Raw genomic sequence first — 25,010 nt, forward strand, 5'->3', positions numbered from 1 at the left:
GTTGCCTGAATTACCTGAAGTCGAGACCGTCAGACGAAGCTTGGAACGGACGGTCTCCGGAAAAACGATTTCTTCTGTCAAAGTATTTCATCCGAAGATGATTCGGGGAATGGAAGTCGCACCGTTCGTTGACGCATTGAAGCAAGAGCGAATCGAACGCGTCGAACGTCGGGGGAAATTTTTACTATTTACGTTTGAACGGTTTTATCTCGTCAGTCATTTGCGGATGGAAGGGAAGTACTTCCCTTATCCACAGGCGATTGAGAAAGATAAGCATACCCATGTCATCTTCCGCTTTACAGACGGCTCGGAACTGCATTACAACGATGTCCGGAAATTCGGCACGATGGAGTTACGGGATAAAGAGACGGCCATGCAGGTTCCGCCGCTTGCGCAACTCGAACGGGAACCGTTTGATCCGACGTTTACGGCTGAAGTTTTGGCTGAAAACCTGATTCGGAAAAAACGCAGTCCGATTAAAACGGCATTGCTCGATCAATCGATTTTTTTAGGACTGGGAAACATTTATGTCGATGAAACGCTGTTTGCGGCCCGGGTCCATCCGTTAACGAAAGCGGGTGCACTGACACTCGACGACATCTCACGGATTCATGTCGCTGGTGTCGAGGTCTTGAAAAAAGCCGTCGAAAGCGGCGGAAGTACGATTCGGAGTTATGTGTCGCCGACCGGAAAAGGGGAGTTCCAATTGCAATTGGCGGTATACGGGCAAACCGGGGCACCTTGCCCTAGATGCGGGACGGCAATCGAAAAAATTAAAGTCGGCGGACGAGGGACGCACTTCTGCCCGACCTGTCAACAGGTGGCTTTATGAGAATCGGACTGACCGGAGGAATTGCAACCGGAAAAAGTACGGTATCTGCTTATTTGCAACAACAGGGTGTCGTCGTCATCGATGCCGATTTGGTCGCCCGACAAGTCATCGAACCGGGCGGATTGGCTTATGCGGAAGTCAAAGCAGCATTTCCGACAGCTTTCATCGACGGACAGCTGGTCCGTTCCAAGTTGGGTGATATCATTTTTCACGATAATGAAAAGCGGATAATCCTGAATGAATTGATGCATCCGAAAATTCGGAAACAGATGTTAGAAATGGCGACTCAACAGGAACAGACTGGACAATCCATCGTCGTTTTTGATATTCCATTGCTGTTAGAAGGAGACTGGAAACAACTTGTCGATCAAGTCGTAGTGGTCTACTGTCCTGCCGAATTACAAAAGCAACGGCTGATGGAGCGAAATCACCTAACAGCTGAAGAAGCACAGGCCAGAATGAATGCGCAACTGGATATCGAACAGAAAAAGCGTCTGGCAGACTACGTTCTGACCAATGAAAGTACACGAGAAGCATTATACCGACAAATCGATAGCTGGTTAAAAACGATTCGTCCCGTATAAAGGCAAATCTCTTGGATCTGTTTTCTATCTCGAAAAGTGTTTTCGTCATCCAAGTGGGAGAAAGTTACCAACTTCTCTCACTTTTTTTAGATTACGTAATGAAATCGCTTACATTTCATGATATAGTTCTATCTGTAAACGGAGCATCATCCGTCACATTGAAGGGGGATCCGCAAATGGGAGTCAAGGTGGCAGTTAACGGTTTTGGTCGAATTGGTCGAATGGTATTCCGGCGTCTCATCGCTGAGGGGAAAAGTGAGGTCGTCGCCATTAACGCAAGTTATCCGGTGGAAACATTGGCACATCTCATCAAATATGACACGGTTCACGGGAAATTTACTTATCCAGTTGACATCATTGACGGGGCATTGATGGTAAATGGACGACACATTCAAATCGTCAGCGAACGCGATCCGGAGCAGTTGCCGTGGGGACAACTGGGCATCGATATCGTTGTCGAAGCAACAGGGAAGTTTAATTCGAAAACGGGTGCTGAGAAACATTTGACGGCTGGGGCAAAAAAAGTCGTCATCACTGCACCGGCAAAAGGGGATCTGCGCACGATCGTCATGGGGGTCAATGACGAGATGTATGATCATGAGACGGACGCAATCGTCTCGAACGCTTCATGCACGACGAACTGTCTTGCACCTGTCGTTCAAGTCATCGACCGGGCATTCGGAATTGAATCGGGTCTTGTGACGACGATTCATGCCTTTACGAATGATCAAAATAATATCGATAATCCGCATAAGGATTTACGCCGGGCACGTGCTTGCGGATCGTCGATCATTCCGACTTCGACCGGAGCTGCCAAAGCGATTTCACTCGTCTTACCGCATCTCGAAGGGAAACTCAACGGACTGGCACTCCGTGTTCCGACACCAAACGTTTCACTGGTCGATCTGGTTGTGGAAGTCAGCCGTGATACGACCGTCGCTGAAGTCAATGAAGCATTCGTCAAGGCAGCGGACGGAGCACTCGACGGCATACTCGGTCTGACGATGGAACCGCTCGTTTCGATTGACTTTAACGGAGAAGAAAAGTCGACAGTCGTCGACGGTCTATCGACGATGGTCATGGGAGGACGACAGGTTAAAGTCCTCGCCTGGTACGACAATGAATGGGGTTACTCATGCCGTGTCGTCGATCTCGTTCATCTGGTCGGTGCACATATCGAGGCAAGTGGAAACGAACAAAAACAACTGGAGTTAAAATAAAATAATAATGAAGAATCGCTCTACAGCAACCTGTAGAGCGTTTTCTTTAAGAAAATATATTAAAATTCGAAATTTATCCTTGTGTATCTTTTTGATACTCGCTATAATTCAAATCGTGAACTTCAATCGGTCTGGCAATCGCAGCTTAAAGGGTTAGGACCTCTCTGGACTAACTTTCCCCCGTGGGTGCGAACGACTCAGGCGCAAAGTAAGTGATCGACTACTTTGAAGACCATTGAATGTAGGGGGGATCCACAAATGGATACTATGGGAAGACACATTATTGCAGAACTTTGGGATTGTAATCCTGAAAAATTGAACGACATGGAATTTGTAGAACGACTTTTTGTTGATGCAGCACTTCAAGCAGGTGCGGAAGTACGCGAAGTCGCATTCCATAAGTTTGCTCCACACGGCGTCAGCGGCGTCGTTATTATTTCTGAATCGCACTTAACGATTCACAGTTTCCCAGAGCATGGTTATGCATCGGTTGATGTATTTACATGTGGCGATCGAATCGATCCAGCCATCGCAGCGCATTATATCGCTGACGGACTCGATGCGAAAATCCGTGAAAATGTCGAAATTCCACGTGGTATGGGACCTGTTGAAGTTCCAGCTGCTACGGTTCAGCACGTTAACTGACAAAAACACGAATCAACAAGCTCTCGTCTTATGGCGAGGGCTTTTTAATATGTCTGACGTCTGTTATTCTTAATAGTAGAAGAAAACAGAAAAAGGTGATGACGGAATGGGACTGAAGGAACGATTACAAAAACAAATGGAAACGTCGGATACACATAAAAATGAAAAGTTACGGACCCATTACTATGCAGCAACGGTAGAAATGTTGTTTACGGGAGTGGAGGCGACGGTAACGAAGCAACAGGGAACAGTTAAGCGAATCGATCAAGGACGCGGAGAACTTGCGTTTAGTGCACCTGGCTTAGATGGTCTTGCGACTGTCATCATGGTGGGATCCGGCCGTACGGCAGTTGACCTTTTTTTACACCGTGACGGGTTGCTTGGTCCCGACCTTGAAAAATGGATCGAGTCAATTTATCAAGGGCTTGATTCGACGTATCGCTTAAAAATGATCGGTACGAAAGAAATTACGTGAATGGAGGTACGACATGCGTTGTCCAGCCTGCAACTATAACGGGACAAAAGTATTAGATTCGCGACCCGTGCAAGATTTTGGTTCGATTCGCAGACGGCGGGAATGTGAATCATGTGGCTATCGTTTTACGACATTTGAGATGGTGGAACAAACTCCTCTCATCATCGTCAAAAAAGATGGAACACGTGACGAATTCAATCGGGACAAAATCTTGCGTGGATTAGTCCGAGCATGTGAAAAACGTCCGATTTCCATTGAACAACTGGAAACAGTCGTCAGCCGGGTTGAAAAAACACTACGAGCAACAGCACAACATGAAATTCCGAGCGAACAGGTCGGACGGCTTGTGCTGAATGAACTCGCTTCTGTCGATGAAGTGGCGTATGTTCGGTTTGCCAGTGTCTATAAGCAATTTAAAGACATCAATGTCTTTTTCCAAGAATTATCCGAATTGATGGAACGTCATCAAGACAACGAACGGGAAAATCAAACCTAATGAAGGAGAGGTCGTCTGACTGTTCAGAACGCCCTCTCTTTTTCTCACGAAAGAAGGGATGAAGCAAATGATGGAACGTGAATTGTCAGGGACCGATCTCTGCTTGATCATGAGTAATGGCGTCGTCGACCGGGAAGCGTATCAGTCCCTCTACTATCTGTATCAGCCAATCATTGGTGTAAAGGCGCTTGGTCTGTACCAAACGTTTTGGAGTGAGATGATTCCCGGTAAGACGAAGTCGCAATACATCTCGCATGCAGAACTGGGCACGTTGCTCGGATTTTCAGTCGATGAATTCAAAGAAGAACTGTTTAAACTCGAAGGGATTGGTTTAATCCGGACGTTTGAAGCAAAACAGGCGGCCTACCGATATGTCTATCAAATCCGTGTCCCGTTAGCACCGAACACATTTTTAAATGACGGAGTGCTGTCGAGCTTACTGTTCTACCGCGTCGGTGAAATTCGTTTCCGAGCCTTGCAGAACCGTTTCCGGACGGATCCGTTACCTAAAAATGTTGTCGACCGGACCGTCCGGTTTGATCAAGTATTTGACGTTAAGGCGGGACTTGCCTCTGCGCATCAGCCGAAATCTTATGCGAAACAGGAACGGGCAGCCTATGAATTTGACTATTCGTTTGATCTTGAAGAAATGAAACGTCAAACCGATCGGTTCTTGCCCCGGAGCTTTTATACGAAATCGATTGACCATCTTCTGTTGAAGCTCGCTTATGTCACACAATCGAATGAAGCACTCATGGCAGAGCTCCTGAACGCCCGTTTCCGTCATGAAGCGTACTTGCCGATGACAGACAGTGAAAAGCAAGAACGGTGTAAACAGATGATGTTATCTGCGAAGCAGAAACTCAGCCGGGAAAAGAAAGCCAAGGTTGCAGTTCTCGAAGAAGTAGAAGTCGGAGAGCTGAGCGAAACGGAGACGATGGAAGGAACGCATCCGAAGCATTACGTTGCGAAACTAAGAAAAGTCAAAGCGTTGTCGGAGCGAGATGAAGAGTTGATTCAGCAACTAATCATCGACTATGAGATGTCGTCCGGAATTGTCAACGCTGCTTATTATTACGCGTTGGTCATTAAAAAGGATAACCGTTTCAGTAAAAACTTCCTTCTTTCCATCGTTGATGACTGGAAACAAAAAGGATACGTTACGGCAGCCGAAGCATTGGCTAAAACGAAAGAACAAGACGAATTGATTTCGAAAAAACAGGATCAAAAACAAGAGCGTTCGCGGCAAACGGTTGGTGGACGAAGAGGTCGTTCCAATGCGACCGGTCCGAATCCGAAATGGTTGCAAGAAGAAAAAGAAAAGCAACAGCAGTATGAAGCGACAAAAAAAGCCAGTTTTGAAGCTGAGGTGCCAGATGATGAAGAAATGGAACGGATTCTGCGGGAACTCAAAGGCAAATAAAGGAGTAGTGAGATGGAACATATCCAATCATCGATTGAAAAGATTTTAAACCGGCCGGACGTGGCAGAATCGGTTCGAGCCATTCATCAGCGTGTCTTGTCACATCCGGGAGTTATCATGTTTTTACGGACGCACCCGGAAATTGATCAACGGACGATTGAACGGGGCATGCTGAAACTAAACGAGTATGCTGAACAGATGCACGGGAATCAAATCATTGAAAAGAAAGCCGTCATCGAAGGGTATCAACCTGTCCTGCATTTAGAAAAAGGTCAGATCATGGTTGCTTATGAAAAAACCCAGGCATTACGAGATCGTGAAAACGAGCGGGCTCTCGAAAAGAAATTTAAAAGTCTGTTCTTACCGGATGAAGTCCGGGATGCGAACTTCAGTGACTTTGATTTGACGACGACGGACCGGAAGCTCGCTTTGCGTGCAGCTTCACAGTTTTTAAATGCCGCTCGTTCGAAACAACAAGTAAAAGGCTTGTACCTGCACGGTAGTTTTGGCGTCGGGAAAACGTATCTGCTTGCTGCAATCGGGAATGCGTTAAAAAAAGAACGGGTTGCAACGATTTTGGTTCACGCGCCCGGTTTCGTCTCGGAAGCGAAGCGGCGGATCAGGTCGGACAGTTTCGATACATTTTTGGAAAGTTTTCAGACCGTTCCTGTCCTCTTGATAGACGATATCGGAGCGGAGTCAATCAGTCCATGGGTACGAGATGAATTATTTGGGATCATCCTGCAATACCGGATGATGCATCGTCTGCCGACTTTGTTCAGTTCCAACCTGTCGTACGACGAACTGGAGTTGCATTTCGGGATTACGAATGACCAGGGAGACAAACTGAAAGCGATGCGTCTGATGGAGCGGATCCGGACGACGACGAATCCTGTCGAGTTTTTAGGTGAAAACCGACGCCGCTATTAATTTCTCTTGTCAAAGAAGTTCGACTTTGGCTATACTAAGGACACAATCTGTATAGATGTCAGCTACGATTGAGGACATGAAAAATGAACAGGGACCAAACAAGCGAGAGAAGGATGGTGAAAGCTTCTCATGGAATCCGTCATTTCTTTACTCCCTCATAGCTCAGGCGGGGATAATCCGCTTGCGCATCACGCCCGTTATCGCGTGTTCGAGCCGGTGCATGGAAACATGTTCGGGAACGAGGGTGGTACCACGAGATTGAGACTCGTCCCTTTTTGAGGGATGGGTCTTTTTTATTTTAATTTATAGGGGGAAGCAGTCATGTCAAACATTGCTCTTACATTTCCAGATGGTGCAGTAAAGGAATTTGCAGCCGGAACTACAGCTGAAGAAGTTGCCGCTTCAATCAGCCCGGGATTACGGAAAAAGGCATTTGCCGCAAAATTAAACGGACAAGTCATTGATTACCGTCGCCCGATTGAGGAAGATGGTTCAATCGAACTCGTCATGCCGGACTCAGAAGAAGGACTGGACTTGATCCGTCACTCATCCGCCCACTTGATGGCTCAAGCCATCAAACGTCTGTATCCGGATGAAACGATTCACCTTGGAATCGGACCGACGATTGAAAACGGTTTTTATTATGACATCGATATGGAGCGTCGTCTGACAGAAGAAGACCTGTCGGAAATCGAAAAGATGATGAACAAGATCGCCGGTGAAAACTTACCAATCGAGCGCGAAGTCGTTTCGCGTGACGAAGCACTTGCTGTTTATCAAGAATTAAACGATCCACTCAAAATTGAACTGATTGAATCGATTCCAGCCGATCAAGACTTAACATTTTACCGTCAAGGCGAGTTCTTTGATCTTTGCCGTGGACCACACGTACCGGCGACGGCTAAGTTACAAGTCTTCAAGTTGATGAGTATCGCCGGTGCTTACTGGCGTGGCGATTCAAAAAACAAGATGCTCCAACGGATTTATGGGACAGCTTGGGCGAATAAAGACCAACTGAAACAACACCTTCATTTCTTGGCGGAAGCGAAAGAACGCGATCACCGGAAACTCGGGAAAGAGCTCGATTTGTTCTTCACATCTCAAGATGTCGGACAGGGTCTGCCGATGTGGTTACCAAAAGGGGCGGCAATCCGACGGACGGTCGAGCGGTATATCGTCGATAAAGAACTTGAACTCGGATATGAGCATGTCTATACACCAGTTCTCGGTTCTGTTGAACTGTATAAAACATCGGGACACTGGGATCACTATCAAGATGATATGTTCCCGAAAATGGAGATGGACAATGAAGAATTGGTTCTCCGCCCGATGAACTGTCCGCACCACATGATGATTTATAAAAATGAACCGCGGTCGTACCGTGATTTACCGCTCCGCGTCGCAGAACTCGGTGGGATGCACCGGTATGAGATGTCGGGTGCGTTAACGGGTCTCCAACGTGTCCGTTACATGGTCCTGAACGACGGTCATACGTTTGTTCGTCCGGATCAAATGAAGGAAGAGTTCAAAGCAATCGTCCACTTGATTCAAGAAGTATATGCTGATTTCGGCATCACCGACTACAAGTTCCGTCTGTCGTATCGCGATCCGGCTGATAAAGAAAAATACTTCGACAACGATGCGATTTGGGAAATGGCGCAACGTGAATTAAAAGAGACAATGGATGAGCTCGAGCTGCCGTACTTTGAAGCAGAAGGCGAAGCGGCATTCTACGGGCCGAAGCTTGACGTACAAGTCCGGACAGCGCTCGGTAAAGATGAGACGTTATCAACGGTTCAACTCGACTTCCTCTTGCCGGAACGCTTTGAGCTGACGTACAAAGGAAATGACGGACAAGATCATCGTCCTGTTGTCCTACACCGTGGTGTCGTCTCAACGATGGAACGGTTCGTCGCGTACTTGATTGAAGAGTACAAAGGGGCATTCCCGACATGGCTCGCACCAGTTCAAGTGAAGTTGATTCCAGTCTCAAGCGTGCATGAAGACTACGCACGTGAAATCAAGGCGATGCTCCTGAAAAAAGGGATTCGTGTCGAAACGGACTTCCGTGATGAAAAGCTCGGTTACCGGATTCGCGAAGCACAAGTCAACAAAGTACCAGTCATGCTTGTTCTTGGTGACAAAGAAATCGAAGCGCGCGAAGTCAATATCCGCCGTTACGGTTCAAAAGATTCAAGCAATGCATCACTGGAGCAGTTCGTCAGCGATTTGGAACAAGAAATCGCAAACCGTTCAAAATAAGCATGTAGTAATATCAAGAAGAGGATGGCTCACAGCTGTCCTCTTTTTTGTTCTCTACAGATTCTGTGTTCGAATACCGATAATAGGAACAGGGAAGGGAGACGAGGGAATGAAAATAAGAATGATGTTCGGCGTATGTCTCATTTTGGTATTTTTACTTTTACCTGATACAGAACACGCGACAAGTATGAAAAGTTACCGGATTACGCCACAGACAGAACCGATTGATCCTGTACTTCGCGCATATTCGACATACAATGCCCAAACCAGGAATCATTATACACTTCGGTCGTACCTCGAAAAAATCGAGGCGGAAGGCGGAGGAACGTTAGTCTTGTCAAAAGGAGTATATTTGTCCCCGTTACGTGTCGGAGTTCCTTCCAATACGACCATCATTTTAGAGGATGGTGTCATCATTAAGAAGACGAATGAGACCGGGACGTCAAAACTTCAAGCGACAACAAGTATCTTTGATTTGGTACCACCTTCTGTTTTACGACTAAATAGAACAGTCGGAACATACAGCGGATCCAAAAACATCAAAATCATCGGGCAGGGGAATGCTCAAATTGATTTAAATTATTTTTCGCGCGGCTCGGCTTTCGCGATCGCACATAATGAAAATCTGTATCTTGGAGGAATCACGATCCGTCATCAACAAGGATCACATGCGATTGAACTGGATGCGACAAAAACGGCACTCATTGAAAACATGCATTTTGTCGATGCAAAGATGATTGCCGGGACAGGTCCAAATGAATCCATTAATCTGGATACGCCGGATCCGGTGACGAAAGGATTTCAATGGAAATGGTCGGCACAAGACCGGACACCGAATCACGATATTACGATTCGAAACAATGACTTTATCAACATCAATGTCGCAATCGGCACACATCAATACTCTCAAGATCGTCCGCACACGGCGGTCCGTATTTTAAATAACGTGATTGACGGAACAAAAGATCATGCGATTTCAATGATGAACTGGAACCAACCGGTCATTCAATACAATACGATCCGAAACGTTCATCGGACAGATGGCAAAGCCATCGCTATCTTAGGACGCGGAGTAGTCGGTGGCAGCATCAAACATAATCGACTCGAAAAGATTGACCGGGCCATTCAATTTCAGCCACACGTCAATTATGGATTTAAGCCGCTTTACAATCGATTTACGGATAAAGAGAAACTAAGTTTTCGTCAGAACGAAGTCAATCAAGCAACAGTAAATCAAGTCGTTTTGTTTTCCAAGTTAGGTGTCTTTTCGGCGGAAACATCGGAACGGTTTAATTTTATTCCATAAAAAAAGCCTATTCCTTTACGGAATAGACTTTTTTTTGGAAACATTATTTTTGCATTTGTTGCAAGAATGGTTGGATATCGACTTGTAACGCTTCTGATAATTTCTTACCAAGGGACTCATCTGCCCGGTAGAAGTTACAGATGGCAAGCAAGACGGTATTTTCATGGCGGACTTGTGTTAAGTCATCCACTAAATTATTCAGGAGTGCCGTTTGTTCTTCTTCTGTCATACGACGGTATACGTCACCGGCTTGGCCGAAGTTGTTTGTTTTTTCGATTTCGAGACGACCGTGGATGTCATCATACAACGGCTGGTTTTCTTCCGTGTATTCCGGTGTCTGTTTCGGCTCATCCTGGTAACGGTTTGGTTCATAGTTGACCGGGCTTGATTGTTGTCCGACCGGCATTGCACCATCACGTTGGTAGTTGTTGACTTGTGCGAACGGACAGTTGATAGGCAACTGTTGGTAGTTTGTTCCGATACGGTAACGTTGCGTATCTGAATATGAGAAGAGACGACCTTGAAGCAATTTATCTTCCGACGGCAACATTCCTGGAATCAAGACACCCGGGTTAAAGCCGACCGATTCCGTTTCAGCAAAGTAGTTGTCGACGTTTTTGTTTAAGACCATTGTTCCGACATGTTGGAACGGAATGACATCCTCGAACCAATCTTTTGTTGCATCGAGTGGATCAAAGTCGAAATTGTCGACATCAGCCGGATCAAGAACTTGAACGAACAAATCCCACTCCGGGAACTCGCCGTCTTCGATTGCTTGGAACGTATCGTTTGAAGCATGATTGAAATCTTTTCCTTGAATCTCTGTCGCTTCGTCCGCAGAGAGGTTATGGACGCCGATTTTTGGAACCCAACGTAATTTAACATAAACCGTGTTGCCGTGTGCGTTTACCCATTTAAAGGCATGGACGGATGAACCGCGCATTTTACGGTAGCTAGCCGGAATACCCTCATCTGTAAAGAGGTGCATCAACATGTTTGTCGATTCCGGGCGTAATGTCATGAAGTCCCAGTAGCGGTCAGGATCTTGAATATTCGTACGTGGATCCGGTTTTAGCGAGTGGACCATGTCCGGGAATTTCATCGCATCGCGAATGAAGAAGACCGGTAAGTTATTTCCGACGAAATCCCAGTTGCCTTCTTCTGTATAGAACTTAACAGAGAATCCACGTGGGTCACGTAATGTTTCAGGAGAATGTGTACCGTGAATAACGGTTGAGAAACGAGCGAATACAGGAACCTCCGTACCTTCGTTTTGAAGGAACGCCGCTTTTGTATATTTCTTCATCGAGTTTTTAACCGTGAAGACGCCATGTGCACCAAAACCACGGGCATGAACGACACGCTCAGGAACACGTTCCCGGTCGAAATGGGCCATTTTCTCAATCAATTGATAATCTTCGAGTAATGTTGGACCGCGACGGCCTGCTGTGCGCGAATTCTGATTGTCGCCAATCGGGACACCCTGGTTTGTGGTTAATCGTTTTTCACTCATGAATAATTCCCCCTTATGTATAAGATTACATTGATTATAAAACAATAATTATTCTAAATAAAGAATAATGCTCTGCGAATTCTGAAAACTTTTTCTGACTTTTTTTATTTACCCATGGAAACAACCTTAGAAACTTCTTGCTAAACGGACAGAGGATTGCTATTATAATCAAGTATCTGAGCAACGTTCTAACCGAACAGATATAGCGGCTTGACATCGAGGGAAAACAAGTGCTATGATAGCAAAGTGAAATGACAACAAAGCAGAAGCATCCCGCTTCTCACCACGTATAGCAAGCTATGCTGGTCCATCATGATGATATGTGATAGTAGAGTGTTCTCTGACTATTGTATACTTTATGAGTGTGGGCGGGAAAAACTGCCGACGCTTTTTTTATAGCGTTTTATATCATTCATTTTTCGTGCTCTGCACGATGGAGGTGCTAACCATTAGCAAAGATCTGTTAATCAATGAAGGCATTCGCGCTCGAGAAGTTCGTCTTATCGGAGCGGATGGTGCTCAACTTGGAGTCCAGTCACGTACAGAAGCGTTACGTTTAGCTGAGGAAGCTGACCTTGACCTCGTCATGGTCGCACCACAAGCGACGCCGCCGGTATGTAAAATCATGGACTACGGTAAATACCGTTTTGAGTTACAAAAAAAGGACAAAGAAACTCGGAAGAATCAGAAAGTGATTCAGATGAAAGAAGTCCGTCTCAGCCCGACGATCGAGGAGAATGACTTCCAAACGAAATTCCGTAATGCGAAGAAATTCTTGGAGAACGGCAACAAAGTGAAAGCGAGTATTCGTTTCCGCGGACGTGCCATCACTCACTCAGAAATCGGTAGACGTGTCCTCGAACGTCTCGCTACAGAATTAAGCGAGTTCGGTGTCATTGAACAGAGACCGAAGATGGAAGGACGCAGCATGTTCCTAGTGCTTGCTCCAAAGAAAGAAGACTAATCGAATCGAAGTAGGAGGGAATCTCTCATGCCTAAAATGAAATCGCACCGCGGTGCTTCTAAGCGTTTCAAACGTACTGCTTCTGGTAAATTGAAACGTGGTCGTGCTTACACAAGCCACTTATTCGGTAACAAATCAACTAAAGCGAAACGTAAATTACGTAAAGCTAGCATGGTATCATCGGGTGACTTTAAACGTATCCGTCACATGATCGCTAAGTAATTTACCCAATCGTACACAGATTTAGGAGGGAATTTATATGCCACGCGTAAAAGGCGGATATACGACTCGTCAACGTCGTAAAAAACAACTCAAATTAGCTAAGGGCTATTACGGCTCGAAACATACACTCTTCAAGGTTGCAAAACAGCAGGTCATGAAATCTCTCATGTATGCTTACCGTGACCGTCGTCAAAAGAAACGTGACTTCCGTCGCCTCTGGATCACTCGGATCAATGCGGCTGCACGTATCAACGGTCTTTCTTACAGCCGCATGATGCATGGTCTTAAATTAGCAGGTATCGACGTTAACCGTAAGATGCTCGCTGACCTCGCAGTTACAGATGCAACTGCATTTGCTTCACTTGCTGACACAGCAAAAGCAAAATTGAACGCTTAAGTTCTACAATTCGTCGGGGAATTTAATTCTCCGACGTTTTTTTTGGATTCATGGTAAAATAAAAAAGCGCATTTTATGGGCTGAGGCAATTTTTTTAGATTAAAAGGAGAATTAAGATGGACTGGTTGACACTTTTTGAAATGCAGGAACAATTGGATAAACGGATTCAGTCAGAACATAATTTGACGGGTAATCAATTTGATGAACGTTTGCTGGCGCTATTAGTGGAGCTTGGTGAGCTTGCGAACGAAACGCGTTGTTTTAAATTCTGGTCGACAAAAGGACCATCGGCTCAAGTCACGATTCTCGAAGAATATGTGGATGGTGTCCATTTTCTACTTTCTTTAGGACTTTCTTTAGATTATCGTAAAAACGAATTTGTCGAAGGTGATTATTATCTGACGGCGACAGACGCGTTTTTGGATGTCTATAATAAGACAAACGTGTTTGCGATTTCACGAACGGAACAAAGTTATGATGTTCTGATTGGTGCTTATCTCGCATTAGGTGCTACACTTGGATTTACACAAGAAATGATTTTCAAAGCTTATGTCGCGAAAAACGAGGCGAATCACGTTCGCCAAGACAACGGTTACTGAGGAGGAAATCAGATGAATGAACAATTACATATGCTGAAACGTCTTACGGACGCAACGGGTGTTCCCGGAAATGAGAAAGAAGTACGTCAATTAATGCGCGAATATCTCGAACCGCATGCAGAAAACTTCCATCAAGACGGATTAGGCAGTTTGTTTGCCGAACGTCAAGGAGCGGGAGAAGATGCACCGCGGATTTTGATTGCCGGGCATATGGACGAGGTCGGATTCATGGTCACGAAGATTGATGAGAAAGGATTCCTTCGCTTCCAACCACTCGGTGGATGGTGGGGACAGGTTCTTCTTGCACAGCGTATGAATATTGTCACGTCATCTGGCGAAGTTATTCCAGGTGTGATTGGTGCGAAACCACCTCATGTTTTACCACCGGAAGCGCGCAATAAACCAGTCGATATCAAAGAGATGTTCATCGATATCGGGGCTACTTCGAAAGAAGAAGTCGAGGGTTGGGGAATCCGACCGGGAGATACGGTTGTTCCGCATTGCGAATTTACTGTGATGAAAAATGATAATTTCCTGATGGCAAAAGCATGGGATAACCGTGTGGGTTGCGCCATTGCAATCGAAGCAATCAAACGCTTAAAAGAAGAAGGACACCCGAATACGATCTTTGCCGGTGCTACCGTACAGGAAGAAGTCGGCTTACGCGGTGCTCAAACGATTGCAAACTTGCTTCGCCCGACGATCGCGTTTGCGGTCGACACAGGAATTCCCGGCGACACACCAGGTATGACGGATCGTGAAGCTTTGTCGAAACTTGGAGAAGGCGTTCAAGTCATCCTGTTTGATGCCACGATGATTGCACACCGTGGATTGATTGATTTTGTCACAACTGTTGCTAAAGAAGAAAACATTAAATATCAATTGGATCTGACACCGGGTGGTGGAACGGATGCAGCGAAGTTCCATCTGTCTCATACAGGTGTTCCTTCACTTGCATTGACTGTTCCGATCCGCTACCTGCATACAAATGTTTCAATCATGCATAAAGCAGATTTCGAAGCAGCCGTCGACTTGATCGTCGCGGTAACAAAACGTTTAGATGCAGAGACGGTCCAAGCGATTTACGAGGGGTAAACTATGAAACACATTTCATCTGCAAAAAACGAGATCGTTAAACAATGGAAAAAATTACTGACTAAAAAAGGGCGTCTGCAAACGAAACGTTTCCTGATTGAAGGGGAACATTTAGTCGAAGAAGCTGTCCGCGCCGGTATCATCAAGGAATTGATCGTCCGCGAAGACGTTCAAGTACCGGGTTCGTGGAAGAAGAATGCCGCTGATTTGATCACGATTGATGAATCAGTCGCAAAAGTGCTCTCTGAAACAGAAACGACACAAGGGATTTTTGCTGTCTGTGAGATGAAACAGCAAACTGAACGCTTGGAACGTGGGCGTTACCTCTTACTCGACCGTCTTCAGGACCCGGGTAATGTTGGTACGATGATTCGGACAGCAGATGCTGCCGGATTCGACGGAGTAATCATCGGACATGGAACGGTTGATGTCTACAACAGTAAAGTCCTCCGGGCGACACAAGGATCTATCTTCCATTTACCGGTCATCATGATGTCACTTGAAGAAGCCGTTCAAGACTTACATGAACTGGGTGTCTTCATTTTAGGGACTGACTTACGTGGAGCTCAACCTTACACAGATGTTGAGAACCTGGGTGCCATCGGATTGATTATCGGAAACGAAGCGCAAGGTGTTGCTCCTGAGTTGCTTGATCAGTGTGATGGCCGAGCGTATATCCCGATTCGCGGAAAAGCGGAGTCCTTAAATGCAGCGGTTGCCGCCGGTATTTTACTTTATCATTTTGCTCCGGCTGATTGAATCAAAGGGACGTTCATGCTAAAGTGAATTACAGCATCATATTTACCTAGACAACGATGGAACAGAGTAGGTTAGAAAACGATTCGATCAGGGAGAGGAAGCCTTAGACTGGGAGCTTCCTTACGAGTCTGCTAGCTGAATTCACTCCGGAGTCGCACGAGAGATCGTGACGGGAGGCGCCCGTTATCGCGCCACTTGAGGACTTGAGGAATTCAGGTTGAACAAGGGTGGTACCACGATTAAATTGAATCGTCCCTTCGGCATTTTGCCGGAGGGACGATTTTTTTATTTGGAAAAGGAGTGAGGAATATGCGCGAACAATTAGAGGCACTGCGCGATGAAGCGCTACAACTGGTCAAGCAGGCAAGTACACAAAAAGAATTAAACGATGTCCGAGTGAAATATCTCGGTAAAAAGGGACCGATTACAGAAGTTCTTCGGGGAATGGGAAAACTTTCGGCAGAAGAACGGCCGGTCGTCGGAGAAATCGCAAATGCCGTCCGAGGTGTGATTCAAACAGAGCTCGAACAACGCCTTGTGGATGTTAAACAACAAGAAATGGATGCGAAATTAGCACTCGAAGCGATTGATGTGACACTTCCTGGTCGTCCGAAACAGGTCGGACAAGCGCATTTACTGCAACAAGTGACAGATGAAATCGAAGATATCTTCGTCGGACTTGGGTATACGATTGCTGAAGGTCCGGAAGTCGAGCAAGACTTATTCAACTTCGAGATGTTGAATTTGCCGAAAGATCATCCGGCCCGTGATATGCAGGATTCGTTTTACATCACGGATGAGATTTTAATGCGTACCCATACATCACCGGTACAAGCGCGGACAATGCTCGCTTCAAAAGGTGAACCGATCCGGATCCTTTGTCCCGGAAAAGTCTATCGCCGGGATGAAGATGATGCGACGCACTCGCACCAATTCATGCAAGTCGAAGGTTTGGTCGTCGGTGAAGAAATTTCAATGGCAGACTTAAAAGGAACACTTGAAGCATTCGTTAAACAAATGTTCGGGGAAGCACGTGAAATTCGTTTACGTCCAAGCTTCTTCCCGTTCACAGAACCATCGGTCGAAGTCGATGTGTCATGTTTCAAATGTGGTGGTAAAGGTTGCAACATTTGTAAGCAGACAGGCTGGATTGAAATTTTAGGAGCAGGTATGGTTCATCCGCATGTGCTCGAAATGGCGGAATATGACAGTACGAAAATGTCTGGCTTCGCCTTCGGAATGGGGATCGAACGAATCGCCATGTTGAAATATGGTGTTGATGATATTCGCCACTTCTATACGAATGACGTTCGCTTCAGCGAACAGTTTTAAGGGGGAAAACAGATGTTAGTCTCAAAACAATGGTTACAGGAATTTGTTGATGTTCGTCATAAGACGGGTCAGGAGTTAGCTGACTTGATTACAAAAAGCGGGATTGAAGTCGAAGGGGTCGAGGTACGGGACGCTGACTTGAATAATATCGTCGTCGGTCGCGTTCTGACAAAAGAAAAACACCCGGAAGCCGATAAATTAAACGTCACGACGGTCGATATCGGACAAGAAGAGCCGGTTCAAATCGTTTGTGGTGCACCGAATGTCGATGCCGGACAAGATGTCATCGTTGCCCGTGTCGGAGCCCGTCTGCCTGGCATCAAAATCAAACGCGCTAAACTGCGGGGTGTCGTTTCAGAAGGAATGATCTGTTCGCTTGAAGAACTCGGATTCGAGAAAAAATACATCCGTGAAGATGAACAGGATGGTATTCATACGTTCCGTGAACCGGTCACACCGGGTCAGGACGTCCTTGAATTACTTGGAATGCATGATGAGGTACTGGAACTTGGATTGACGCCGAACCGTTCCGATTGTTTGAGTATGTACGGCGTGGCGCACGAAGTCGCAGGAATCCTGAATTCAACGCCGGTCTTCCCGAACGTGGAAGTACCAGAAGGAACGGTATCGACAGAAGTCACCGTTCAACTGGACTCGGAAGCCTGTACATTCTATGCGGCCCGGGAAATTCGTGATATTACAATCGGTGAATCGCCATTATGGTTAAAAAATCGTCTGATCGCGAACGGAATCCGTCCGATCAACAATGTCGTCGACATCACGAACTTTGTGTTACTGGAGACGGGACAGCCGTTGCATGCTTTTGATGCAAAAAAATTGGGACAGCAAATCGTCGTGCGCCAGGCAAAATCCGGTGAAACGTTCCAGACGTTAGATGAAGTCGAACGGACACTTGATCCGTCGATGCTCGTCATCACAGATGGCGACCGTCCGGTGGCACTTGCCGGTGTCATGGGGGGAGCGAACACGGAAGTCGATACAGAGACGACTTCAATCGTCCTCGAGTCTGCTTATTTTGCACCGACATCCGTTCGAAAAACAAGCCGTGTCCTAGGTCTTCGTTCGGATTCGAGCTCACGTTTTGAGAAAGGTGTCGATCCGCGTCGTGTCGTGTTAGCGCTTGATCGGGCCGCAATGCTGATTGCGGAACTTGCAGGAGGTACGGTATTATCCGGAACAGTCCAAGCCGGCACACTTCAACTGGAGGATCATTTGATCGAAGGCAGTGTCTCGTATATCAACCACCGTCTTGGTATGGAAATCGAAGGTACTGTCATGAAAGATTTGCTCGAACGTCTTGGTCTTGAGGTCGAGCTGTCAGCAGATGCATTGACAGTCAGTGTACCGACGCGTCGTCAAGATTTAATGATTCCGGCTGATTTAGCGGAAGAGGTCGCCCGTCTTTATGGATATGATGCGTTAACTTCCAGCTTACCACGGGAAGCGAGTCGCGGTTTCTTACCGAAACGTAACCAGCATCGCCGTAAAATCCGTCATCTTCTTCAAGGCGCGGGTCTTTCACAGGCCATCACGTACTCCTTGACGAGTGAGCAACGCGCAATGCAATTCAACGAACAGCAGGATTTACATCCTGTTAAACTAGCGATGCCGATCAGTGAAGCCCGTTCAACACTCCGGACCTCGTTGATTCCAGGATTGCTTGAAGTCGCACAACACAATGCGGCGCGACAACATGCAGACCTTGCCTATTATGAACTCGGAAGTGTTTATCTGCAACGTGATGCTTCACTTGAGACCTTGCCGCTTGAACAAGAAATGGTAGCAGGAATCATGGTAGGGCTGGCAGAGCAGCATCGTGTTCACGGGACGCATGTCAAAGCAGATTTCTTCGTCATGAAAGGAATCGTCGAGACGCTTGCCGAAGCACTTGATGTCGCCTTAACGTATGAAGCTGTAGCGATGCAGTCGATGCATCCAGGTCGGACGGCACGAATTTTCCTTGACGGTGAAGCGATTGGATTTGTCGGACAAGTTCATCCGGGCTTATCGAAAGAAGAATACGGTCTGAAGGAAGTATATGTCTTCGAACTCGATGCGATGGCATTGCACTCAAAAGAAGCACGCGTCTACCAAGAGATTTCACGTTTCCCATCGATGACACGTGATGTCGCGGTTGTATTGAAGCGTGAAGTATCAGCGAGTGAAGTCGAAGCGGTCATCATGCAAGCAGCAGGTCCGCTACTGAAACAAGTGGAACTGTTTGATGTGTATACCGGTGATAATGTCGGAGCTGATCAAAAGTCGTTTGCATTCTCGTTACGGTATCAAAATAAAGAACGGACGCTCGTCGATGAAGAAGTCGCGACAGCGCATCAACAAGTAATTGAAGCGCTTCAAGCATCGTTTGAAGCCGAATTACGTTCTTAATCGTGTCATACAGCGTTCAAAATGTACTCAGAAGAAAATGATTACCCGAAAAAGGGAGCTGGATGAATTTACATCCAGCTCCCTTTTGCTATATACAGAAAATCATGAAGCAAGTTCGTGCTCATGCGGGGGGGCATTTCGTCGGTTGAAGATAAAGTAGATGAAACCACTTGTGAGGACGATGGCACTGCAAAATAAAAACATATTCGAGTAGCCGATTTTGGCTGCAAGACCCGACAGTAATAATGCGCCGAGACCAAACCCGCTGTCGTAAGCCAAGAAAAAGGTGGAAATGGCTTTCCCTTTTTGGTGGGGTGCGGCATAGGTCAGCATCACCGTCTGGAGTCCGGGGAAAATCGAAGCTGATCCAATTCCGATGATGAGTGCAGCCAAAAGTAATCCCGGTAACGAAGGGAAAACTCCTAAGAGAATAAAACCGAGACCATAGAGCAGGTAAGAAGGAAATAAAACGAAACCAGGTCCTTTTTGATCAAACCATCTGCCGGCAAGCGGACGGATTGCTACCATGCCAAGAGCGACGATGGCATAAAAGTAAGAGGCATAGGAAATATGACCAATCGAATCCGTATACAGTGAAATAAAAGCCGCTGTACTGGAGATTGCGACACCGGCTAAAACGGTTGCCAGTAATAATAACGGACGAGATAGGAAAAGTGATTGATGAAGCCGGAAGACCCGGGTATTCGGTACATGTTGACTCGTCAACGGCAAACGGATCATCAGAACGAGTGAAACGAATGCAAGCAATGCGACTGTGATGAAATAAAGGAAAAAGGCATCGTGTTGAATCAAACTGAGTCCAATGACCGGTCCGAGAACGGATGCGAGATTCATGGATAAAACAAAGTACCCCATGCCTTCACCTTGGCGGGTTTTCGGAATGAGTGTCGTTACGGCCAAGCTGATGGAAGAAGACAACATTCCGAAACTAAAGCCGTGAAGAATGCGGACGATGATGAGATACAAAAAAGAGTTCAAAGGAAGAACCAATAAATATAAGAGACTCATCGTCGTGAACAATGTTGCTGAAATTAACAGCATCCGTTTGACATCATGCCGGTCAAGCCAATGACCAATTAATGGTCGGGAACAGACAGTTGCTAAAATGAAGCTGGTTACGACCCAGCCAAGTGCAGCTTGTGACACATCAAATTGTTTAGCAGCAAGTAACGGAAGTGAAGCATTGAGTAAATAAAACGTAATGAATAACAACAGGTTAATCAATAAAGTCAGCACGTAATGACGATGGAATAAACGGTTTTTCAAAGCAAATCCTCCTGTTCATCTGGACGGTGTATTGCAAGTAATTGTGTCATCACCGCTGCAATGATGGTCTGATCTTCGAGTGAAACAGATTGCAGAAATGCGAGATGAGCTGACTGGACGGCTTGATCGATTTCACGATAAGAGTGACGTGCGGAAGGTGTTAAAGTAACTAAACGTTTACGCCCAGAACCCGTTCGCGTGATGAAGCCCAACTCTTCAAGACGAGCGACTGCTTTTGTGACAGCGGGTTTTTCAATGACCAGGTATTTGGATAAGGCCACTTGCGAAACGGGTTCGAGAATGGCGACGGCTTTGATCAAACCCCATTGCCCGGTGTGTAGCGAAAAAGGAAGAAGCGCGGCATCGATATCACGTTTGGCCAGGCGTGCTACTTTGGATAGTTGACCTAGCAAATCTTCTTGGAACGTGGTCATACAAAAAACCTCCTATAAGTTAACTAGTTAACTTATAGGAGTATATCGAATGGATGACGCAATGACAAGTTATTTTTCTGAAGAGAGCGGAAGGATTACTTGAAATATAATCCGGATGATTTTGAGCCGTTGATTTTCGCAGTGATCTTATGTCTAACGTATTGTAGTGTTAACCGCATTAAATGAAGGATTTGAAAATTTTTAATGCCAAAATCATAGGTTATTAAAAAATAAAACGTTATAGCTTGCTGCAAATAGGGTACTTTTACGAAAAGAGAGCTGTTCTTCAATATTGGTCTGAATTTGTCGGAGAATCCCTTTGATTCTAGGTAACAATACATGTTAAAAAAGTCGGATATATAATCTTCCATTACTTAGTTGTACCATCATCACCTGAAGTTTAACTGAAGATAAAACGACCTATGCGCTTTTTTAAAGACAAAACTGGTCAGAATAATGTCACCGTTCGCTTAAACTTAGGAGGAGAGAACATACATCATGAATCGTCCATATAAACATCTGTCAGAATTAATTGCCCCATTCCGGCTTACATGTAAAGAAAATCCCTCCATCACGAGTATCGAAACAGACTCACGTGGAGTGACGAAGGGTAGTCTGTTTATTTGTGTAAGAGGATATACCGTCGATGGTCACCAGTACGCCGAAGAGGCCGTTGCGAACGGGGCCGTTGCGATTTTAGCAGAAGAACCACTCCATGGATTAACCGTTCCGGTCATCGTGTTACAGGATACAAAACACGCTGCAGGAAAAGTGGCGGATCTGTTTTATGATCATCCGAGTCAAAAATTGCGGGTTTACGGTATAACGGGTACGAACGGGAAGACAACGACCACAAAACTGACCTATGATTTGTTTCGATCAGCCGGACATAAGGCAGGAATGATCAGTACGATTGGATCGATGATTGACGGGGAGATGATTGATACACCGAATACGACGCCGGAAGCCATCATTCTACACCGTCTGTTACATCAAATGGTTGAGCAAGGTGTCACGGATTGTATACTCGAAGTTTCTTCTCATGCTTTGATGGAAGGGCGTACAGAAGGGATCCGGTTTCATGCAGCGGCGTTTACGAATCTGACACATGATCATCTCGACTATCATGCCTCGATGGAAGAATACGCGGAGGCAAAAGCCTTGTTGTTCAAACAAGTGGCAACGAGCGGTGGTCAGGCAATTGTTCTTAATGAAGACGATCCAGCGAGCCGAGTGATGGCAGAAGCAGCGGAAGGAGTACCTGTCATTTGGTATACGACAGATGCTCTCTCTGAAGCACCGATTACTGTAGAATGGAAAGAAAAAACAGTCAGTGTTCGAATTGACGGAACAGTAACCGAGGTTCCAGTCTTTCTTCTTGGTGATTTCAATGCTGCGAATCTTGCTGCGGCAATCGGACTGATGCAAGCCGGTGAAGTCAATATGTATCAATTGATTCGACACATCCCGGAACTTCGTTTGCCAAAAGGACGTTTGGAACAGATTCCGTTCGAAGGGTGTGAAGTATACATTGATTATGCGCATACACCGGATGGACTGGAGAAATGTCTGAAATCATTATCTCTTCCAGGTGAACCCTTATATCTGGTATTGAGTGCAGCAGGTGAACGCGATCGTTCGAAACGAGCGGTGATGGGGCGGATTGCCAGTCAGTATTGTGACGGAATCATCGTGACGGTACATGACCCGAGGCTTGAAAATCCACAGCAAATCATTAAAGAGCTTCTGACAGACATTGCTCCACGGAAAATCATTACGTGTCATGAGTCACGAAAAGAAGCGCTCCAGATTGCGGCAAAGATTGCATTAGCCGGGAAGCGGATGGTCATCGTCGGTAAAGGACATGAACGGTTTGAACAGATTGGAACTGAGCATGTTCCGTTTGATGAAGTCAAGATTTTAACGGATGAACTGATTCGATTATCCGGTCAAGAGTCTGCCATGTGAAAAACCGACCACTTTTAATTATGGTCGGTTTCTTTTCTTAGCTAAATCTTCTGCTTTTTTTGTATTGGCGAAATGATATTTTGTCCATTCTTGTAAGCGTTCTGGTCCATATTTTAACAACAGGGAAGCAGCGACCTGGTCGACTTTCGCACCGGCGCCTTTAGGAATTTCCGTCCCGGTCTGTCGGCTCAATTGATCCATTTCTTTCAGAAAGATAGCTCGTGCTAGGATGGAGGCTGCAGCGACAGCGACATGTAATCCTTCTGCTTTCGTCGAAAAATAGACATTGTCTTTGACTTGTTTTGTTTCTCCGGAAAGATGTTTGTAATAGGTCGCTTTTTCAGCAAATTGATCAATCAAGATCGCTTGCGGCGGCGCTTCCAGTTGAGCGAGTAATCCATTGAGCGCCGCATTATGAAGCAGGGCGGTCATTTTGCCTTGTGTCATCGTCCGTTGCATTTGATTGTAATCCGGATTATGCAGGATACGGTATTCATAAGGAATGACAGCATGCAAATCACGCGCAATCGAACGGATTTCCGGATCAGAGACATTTTTAGAGTCGCGGACCCCGAGCTCACGGACCAGTTCAATTTTTGTGCTGTCGACATAAGCGGCAACGACGACTAAAGGACCAAAAAAGTCACCTTTTCCGACTTCGTCACTGCCGACGACCGACCAGTTGGCGAATCCTTCGGGTAAAGAGGCACTTGCTGTCGAAGCGGTTTTTTTTGCCGCAGGCGAACCATATCGGGCAGCGACAGCTTCCGCCCCCTGTCCTTGAAACATGACCTTCCCTGAATTATAGACGGTCAAAATACATCCGGTCGTTCGTGCAGCGAAACGTGCATACGGAGGAGGCGAGACCTGATGACGTCCGAAATCCGAAATGACGGTTTCTTGTTTTTCTTTTGTTAACTTTAAAACGACTGTTCCCATGACATGATCACCCTTTCGGAAATAAGCATACCATCCTTAAGTCGGATGGTGGACTTCTTTTCCTATTTCAAAAATGATGGTACTATATGAAAGAAGCAAAGTATGAGGAGGACAGGAAAATGGCTGATTCAGAAGGGTTGAACCGGACGACGATTCATATTGCAGGAAACGATTATACGATTGTCGGAACGGAGTCACCTGAACATGTACGCGAAGTGGGTCTCCTCGTGGATACAAAAATTCGTGAAATCAGAGACCAGGCACCACAACTCGACGTTCGACAAATTGCTGTCTTGGCAGCTCTCAATATCGGTAGTGATTATGTCAAAATCAAAAAGAATTTGGGTGAATTTTAAACATGGTTTCTCTTGTTATCTTACTGTTTTTAGCTTTAGGCACGATGACGGGTGTCCGTCGGGGTGTTGTGTTACAGGCGGGTCATTTGTTGAGCTTACTCATCTCGTTTATCGTCGCGCTATCATTTTACGATGAACTGGCCGAGAAGTTTAAGTTATGGATTCCCTATCCGTCGACACTAGATGATGCGGGCATCGATTTGACGATGTTCTCCATCCCGAGTTCAGTCGGTTTGGATGAAGTGTTTTATAAAGCCTTTTGGTTCATCGTCCTGTTTTTTGTGACTAAAATCGTGTTATCGATCATCATTGCGATGTTTGATTCGCTGACGAATATTCCGGTTCTCAAGCAGGTAAAAGGTCTGTTAGGTGGAGTCTTCGGATTCATCGAGATGTATATCTTCATCTTCTTGATTTTGTTCTTGGCCGCTTTTGCGCCGATTCAGTCGATTCAGGATGCCATTGCGAATTCGAGTTTGGCCTCGTTTATGATTCAACATACACCAGTGCTTGCCGATTGGTTGATGCAAAAAGTCGGTTTGATAAAATAACGTGCTCCCGTT

Annotated in this window: 25 protein-coding genes; 21 read left to right on the plus strand and 4 right to left on the minus strand. The window is 45.9% G+C overall.

What is annotated here, in order from left to right; all coding sequences use genetic code 11:
* Window position 1: 1 nt before the first annotated feature.
* The 10 genes from mutM to P402_RS0105330 all read left to right on the plus strand — a co-directional run bounded on the left by mutM (window position 2) and on the right by P402_RS0105330 (window position 10,173).
* Window positions 2-832, plus strand: coding sequence for a DNA-formamidopyrimidine glycosylase (gene mutM / locus P402_RS0105285; RefSeq protein WP_026827750.1), 831 nt, complete (start codon window positions 2-4; stop codon window positions 830-832).
* Window positions 829-1,416 (plus strand): dephospho-CoA kinase, encoded by a 588-nt coding sequence (coaE, locus tag P402_RS0105290; protein WP_026827751.1) that lies wholly within the window; start codon window positions 829-831, stop codon window positions 1,414-1,416. Before mutM ends, coaE begins: the two co-directional genes overlap by 4 nt.
* Before the next feature lie 176 nt (window positions 1,417-1,592).
* Window positions 1,593-2,636, plus strand: coding sequence for a glyceraldehyde-3-phosphate dehydrogenase (locus P402_RS0105295; protein ID WP_026827752.1), 1,044 nt, complete (start codon window positions 1,593-1,595; stop codon window positions 2,634-2,636).
* Window positions 2,637-2,894: 258 nt separating this feature from the next.
* Window positions 2,895-3,281: an adenosylmethionine decarboxylase gene (speD, locus tag P402_RS0105300; protein ID WP_026827753.1), complete on the plus strand. Its 387-nt coding sequence runs from the start codon at window positions 2,895-2,897 to the stop codon at window positions 3,279-3,281.
* A 106-nt stretch (window positions 3,282-3,387) separates the two neighbouring features.
* On the plus strand, window positions 3,388-3,756 hold the full coding sequence (locus P402_RS0105305; RefSeq protein WP_026827754.1) for a hypothetical protein: 369 nt from the start codon (window positions 3,388-3,390) through the stop codon (window positions 3,754-3,756).
* A gap of 13 nt (window positions 3,757-3,769) precedes the next feature.
* A complete protein-coding gene (nrdR, locus tag P402_RS0105310; RefSeq protein ID WP_026827755.1) occupies window positions 3,770-4,252 on the plus strand; it encodes a transcriptional regulator NrdR in 483 nt (160 codons plus the stop codon).
* Between the two features lie 67 nt (window positions 4,253-4,319).
* Window positions 4,320-5,675 carry a replication initiation and membrane attachment family protein gene (locus P402_RS0105315; RefSeq protein ID WP_026827756.1) on the plus strand — a complete coding sequence of 452 codons (1,356 nt, stop codon included), beginning with the start codon at window positions 4,320-4,322 and terminating at the stop codon, window positions 5,673-5,675.
* Window positions 5,676-5,687: 12 nt separating this feature from the next.
* Window positions 5,688-6,605, plus strand: a complete 918-nt coding sequence (gene dnaI, locus P402_RS0105320; protein WP_026827757.1) for a primosomal protein DnaI — start codon at window positions 5,688-5,690, stop codon at window positions 6,603-6,605.
* Window positions 6,606-6,926: 321 nt separating this feature from the next.
* Complete coding sequence (gene thrS, locus P402_RS0105325) at window positions 6,927-8,867, plus strand: threonine--tRNA ligase (RefSeq protein ID WP_026827758.1); 1,941 nt, start codon at window positions 6,927-6,929, stop codon at window positions 8,865-8,867.
* A gap of 121 nt (window positions 8,868-8,988) precedes the next feature.
* Window positions 8,989-10,173, plus strand: a complete 1,185-nt coding sequence (locus P402_RS0105330) for a hypothetical protein (RefSeq protein WP_235188825.1) — start codon at window positions 8,989-8,991, stop codon at window positions 10,171-10,173.
* A 43-nt stretch (window positions 10,174-10,216) separates the two neighbouring features.
* On the opposite strand, the gene P402_RS0105335 is transcribed toward P402_RS0105330, so the two are convergent.
* Window positions 10,217-11,686 carry a catalase gene (locus P402_RS0105335; RefSeq protein ID WP_026827760.1) on the minus strand — a complete coding sequence of 490 codons (1,470 nt, stop codon included), beginning with the start codon at window positions 11,684-11,686 and terminating at the stop codon, window positions 10,217-10,219.
* Window positions 11,687-12,119: 433 nt separating this feature from the next.
* On the opposite strand from P402_RS0105335, the gene infC reads away from it, so the two are divergent.
* The 8 genes from infC to pheT all read left to right on the plus strand — a co-directional run bounded on the left by infC (window position 12,120) and on the right by pheT (window position 19,463).
* On the plus strand, window positions 12,120-12,650 hold the full coding sequence (gene infC / locus P402_RS0105340) for a translation initiation factor IF-3 (RefSeq protein WP_012371059.1): 531 nt from the start codon (window positions 12,120-12,122) through the stop codon (window positions 12,648-12,650).
* A 27-nt stretch (window positions 12,651-12,677) separates the two neighbouring features.
* Window positions 12,678-12,872 (plus strand): 50S ribosomal protein L35, encoded by a 195-nt coding sequence (rpmI, locus tag P402_RS0105345; protein ID WP_012371058.1) that lies wholly within the window; start codon window positions 12,678-12,680, stop codon window positions 12,870-12,872.
* 37 nt (window positions 12,873-12,909) lie between these two features.
* Window positions 12,910-13,269 carry a 50S ribosomal protein L20 gene (gene rplT, locus P402_RS0105350; RefSeq protein ID WP_012371057.1) on the plus strand — a complete coding sequence of 120 codons (360 nt, stop codon included), beginning with the start codon at window positions 12,910-12,912 and terminating at the stop codon, window positions 13,267-13,269.
* A 116-nt stretch (window positions 13,270-13,385) separates the two neighbouring features.
* A complete protein-coding gene (locus P402_RS0105355) occupies window positions 13,386-13,868 on the plus strand; it encodes a dUTP diphosphatase (RefSeq protein ID WP_014970974.1) in 483 nt (160 codons plus the stop codon).
* Between the two features lie 12 nt (window positions 13,869-13,880).
* The gene (locus P402_RS0105360; protein ID WP_012371055.1) at window positions 13,881-14,963 is read left to right on the plus strand and encodes a M42 family metallopeptidase; all 1,083 of its coding nucleotides are present in this window, start codon (window positions 13,881-13,883) and stop codon (window positions 14,961-14,963) included.
* Window positions 14,964-14,966: 3 nt separating this feature from the next.
* The gene (locus P402_RS0105365; RefSeq protein WP_026827761.1) at window positions 14,967-15,722 is read left to right on the plus strand and encodes a TrmH family RNA methyltransferase; all 756 of its coding nucleotides are present in this window, start codon (window positions 14,967-14,969) and stop codon (window positions 15,720-15,722) included.
* 309 nt (window positions 15,723-16,031) lie between these two features.
* Window positions 16,032-17,054 carry a phenylalanine--tRNA ligase subunit alpha gene (gene pheS / locus P402_RS0105370; RefSeq protein ID WP_026827762.1) on the plus strand — a complete coding sequence of 341 codons (1,023 nt, stop codon included), beginning with the start codon at window positions 16,032-16,034 and terminating at the stop codon, window positions 17,052-17,054.
* Between the two features lie 12 nt (window positions 17,055-17,066).
* Window positions 17,067-19,463, plus strand: coding sequence for a phenylalanine--tRNA ligase subunit beta (gene pheT, locus P402_RS0105375; RefSeq protein WP_026827763.1), 2,397 nt, complete (start codon window positions 17,067-17,069; stop codon window positions 19,461-19,463).
* 102 nt (window positions 19,464-19,565) lie between these two features.
* Here pheT and P402_RS0105380 read toward each other — a convergent pair whose 3' ends face one another.
* Window positions 19,566-20,750 carry an MFS transporter gene (locus P402_RS0105380; RefSeq protein WP_026827764.1) on the minus strand — a complete coding sequence of 395 codons (1,185 nt, stop codon included), beginning with the start codon at window positions 20,748-20,750 and terminating at the stop codon, window positions 19,566-19,568.
* On the minus strand, window positions 20,747-21,184 hold the full coding sequence (locus P402_RS0105385) for a MarR family winged helix-turn-helix transcriptional regulator (protein ID WP_026827765.1): 438 nt from the start codon (window positions 21,182-21,184) through the stop codon (window positions 20,747-20,749). The genes P402_RS0105380 and P402_RS0105385 overlap by 4 nt, the downstream gene beginning before the upstream one ends.
* 498 nt (window positions 21,185-21,682) lie before the next feature.
* Here P402_RS0105385 and P402_RS0105390 point away from each other — a divergent pair, with 498 nt between their 5' ends.
* Window positions 21,683-23,152, plus strand: coding sequence for a UDP-N-acetylmuramoyl-L-alanyl-D-glutamate--2,6-diaminopimelate ligase (locus P402_RS0105390; protein ID WP_051525123.1), 1,470 nt, complete (start codon window positions 21,683-21,685; stop codon window positions 23,150-23,152).
* An 18-nt stretch (window positions 23,153-23,170) separates the two neighbouring features.
* Here the strand turns inward: P402_RS0105390 and rnhC are convergent, their stop codons facing one another.
* On the minus strand, window positions 23,171-24,091 hold the full coding sequence (rnhC, locus tag P402_RS0105395) for a ribonuclease HIII (RefSeq protein ID WP_026827767.1): 921 nt from the start codon (window positions 24,089-24,091) through the stop codon (window positions 23,171-23,173).
* Window positions 24,092-24,210: 119 nt separating this feature from the next.
* Between rnhC and zapA the strand changes: the two genes are divergently transcribed.
* Entirely contained in the window at window positions 24,211-24,447 is a 237-nt protein-coding gene (zapA, locus tag P402_RS0105400) for a cell division protein ZapA (protein WP_026827768.1), read from the plus strand.
* Window positions 24,448-24,449: 2 nt separating this feature from the next.
* The gene (locus P402_RS0105405) at window positions 24,450-24,998 is read left to right on the plus strand and encodes a CvpA family protein (RefSeq protein ID WP_026827769.1); all 549 of its coding nucleotides are present in this window, start codon (window positions 24,450-24,452) and stop codon (window positions 24,996-24,998) included.
* The last annotated feature ends 12 nt before the right edge of the window (window positions 24,999-25,010 follow it).

The organism is Exiguobacterium sibiricum 7-3 (assembly GCF_000620865.1).
In the GTDB taxonomy this organism is placed as follows: Bacteria; Bacillota; Bacilli; order Exiguobacteriales; family Exiguobacteriaceae; genus Exiguobacterium_A; species Exiguobacterium_A sibiricum_A.

Excerpts from the sequence above, each read along its gene's own strand:
- dnaI (WP_026827757.1), top strand. The coding sequence starts at position 5,688 with ATGGAACATATCCAATCATCGATTGAAAAGATTTTAAACCGGCCGGAC.
- P402_RS0105315 (WP_026827756.1), top strand. The coding sequence starts at position 4,320 with ATGATGGAACGTGAATTGTCAGGGACCGATCTCTGCTTGATCATGAGT.
- thrS (WP_026827758.1), top strand. The coding sequence starts at position 6,927 with ATGTCAAACATTGCTCTTACATTTCCAGATGGTGCAGTAAAGGAATTT.
- coaE (WP_026827751.1), top strand. The coding sequence starts at position 829 with ATGAGAATCGGACTGACCGGAGGAATTGCAACCGGAAAAAGTACGGTA.
- pheT (WP_026827763.1), top strand. The coding sequence starts at position 17,067 with ATGTTAGTCTCAAAACAATGGTTACAGGAATTTGTTGATGTTCGTCAT.
- P402_RS0105295 (WP_026827752.1), top strand. The coding sequence starts at position 1,593 with ATGGGAGTCAAGGTGGCAGTTAACGGTTTTGGTCGAATTGGTCGAATG.
- P402_RS0105405 (WP_026827769.1), top strand. The coding sequence starts at position 24,450 with ATGGTTTCTCTTGTTATCTTACTGTTTTTAGCTTTAGGCACGATGACG.
- P402_RS0105360 (WP_012371055.1), top strand. The coding sequence starts at position 13,881 with ATGAATGAACAATTACATATGCTGAAACGTCTTACGGACGCAACGGGT.
- rpmI (WP_012371058.1), top strand. The coding sequence starts at position 12,678 with ATGCCTAAAATGAAATCGCACCGCGGTGCTTCTAAGCGTTTCAAACGT.
- infC (WP_012371059.1), top strand. The coding sequence starts at position 12,120 with ATGGAGGTGCTAACCATTAGCAAAGATCTGTTAATCAATGAAGGCATT.
- P402_RS0105330 (WP_235188825.1), top strand. The coding sequence starts at position 8,989 with ATGATGTTCGGCGTATGTCTCATTTTGGTATTTTTACTTTTACCTGAT.
- pheS (WP_026827762.1), top strand. The coding sequence starts at position 16,032 with ATGCGCGAACAATTAGAGGCACTGCGCGATGAAGCGCTACAACTGGTC.
- rnhC (WP_026827767.1), bottom strand. The coding sequence starts at position 24,091 with ATGGGAACAGTCGTTTTAAAGTTAACAAAAGAAAAACAAGAAACCGTC.
- nrdR (WP_026827755.1), top strand. The coding sequence starts at position 3,770 with ATGCGTTGTCCAGCCTGCAACTATAACGGGACAAAAGTATTAGATTCG.
- P402_RS0105335 (WP_026827760.1), bottom strand. The coding sequence starts at position 11,686 with ATGAGTGAAAAACGATTAACCACAAACCAGGGTGTCCCGATTGGCGAC.
- P402_RS0105365 (WP_026827761.1), top strand. The coding sequence starts at position 14,967 with ATGAAACACATTTCATCTGCAAAAAACGAGATCGTTAAACAATGGAAA.
- P402_RS0105305 (WP_026827754.1), top strand. The coding sequence starts at position 3,388 with ATGGGACTGAAGGAACGATTACAAAAACAAATGGAAACGTCGGATACA.
- speD (WP_026827753.1), top strand. The coding sequence starts at position 2,895 with ATGGATACTATGGGAAGACACATTATTGCAGAACTTTGGGATTGTAAT.
- zapA (WP_026827768.1), top strand. The coding sequence starts at position 24,211 with ATGGCTGATTCAGAAGGGTTGAACCGGACGACGATTCATATTGCAGGA.
- P402_RS0105390 (WP_051525123.1), top strand. The coding sequence starts at position 21,683 with ATGAATCGTCCATATAAACATCTGTCAGAATTAATTGCCCCATTCCGG.
- rplT (WP_012371057.1), top strand. The coding sequence starts at position 12,910 with ATGCCACGCGTAAAAGGCGGATATACGACTCGTCAACGTCGTAAAAAA.
- P402_RS0105385 (WP_026827765.1), bottom strand. The coding sequence starts at position 21,184 with ATGACCACGTTCCAAGAAGATTTGCTAGGTCAACTATCCAAAGTAGCA.
- P402_RS0105355 (WP_014970974.1), top strand. The coding sequence starts at position 13,386 with ATGGACTGGTTGACACTTTTTGAAATGCAGGAACAATTGGATAAACGG.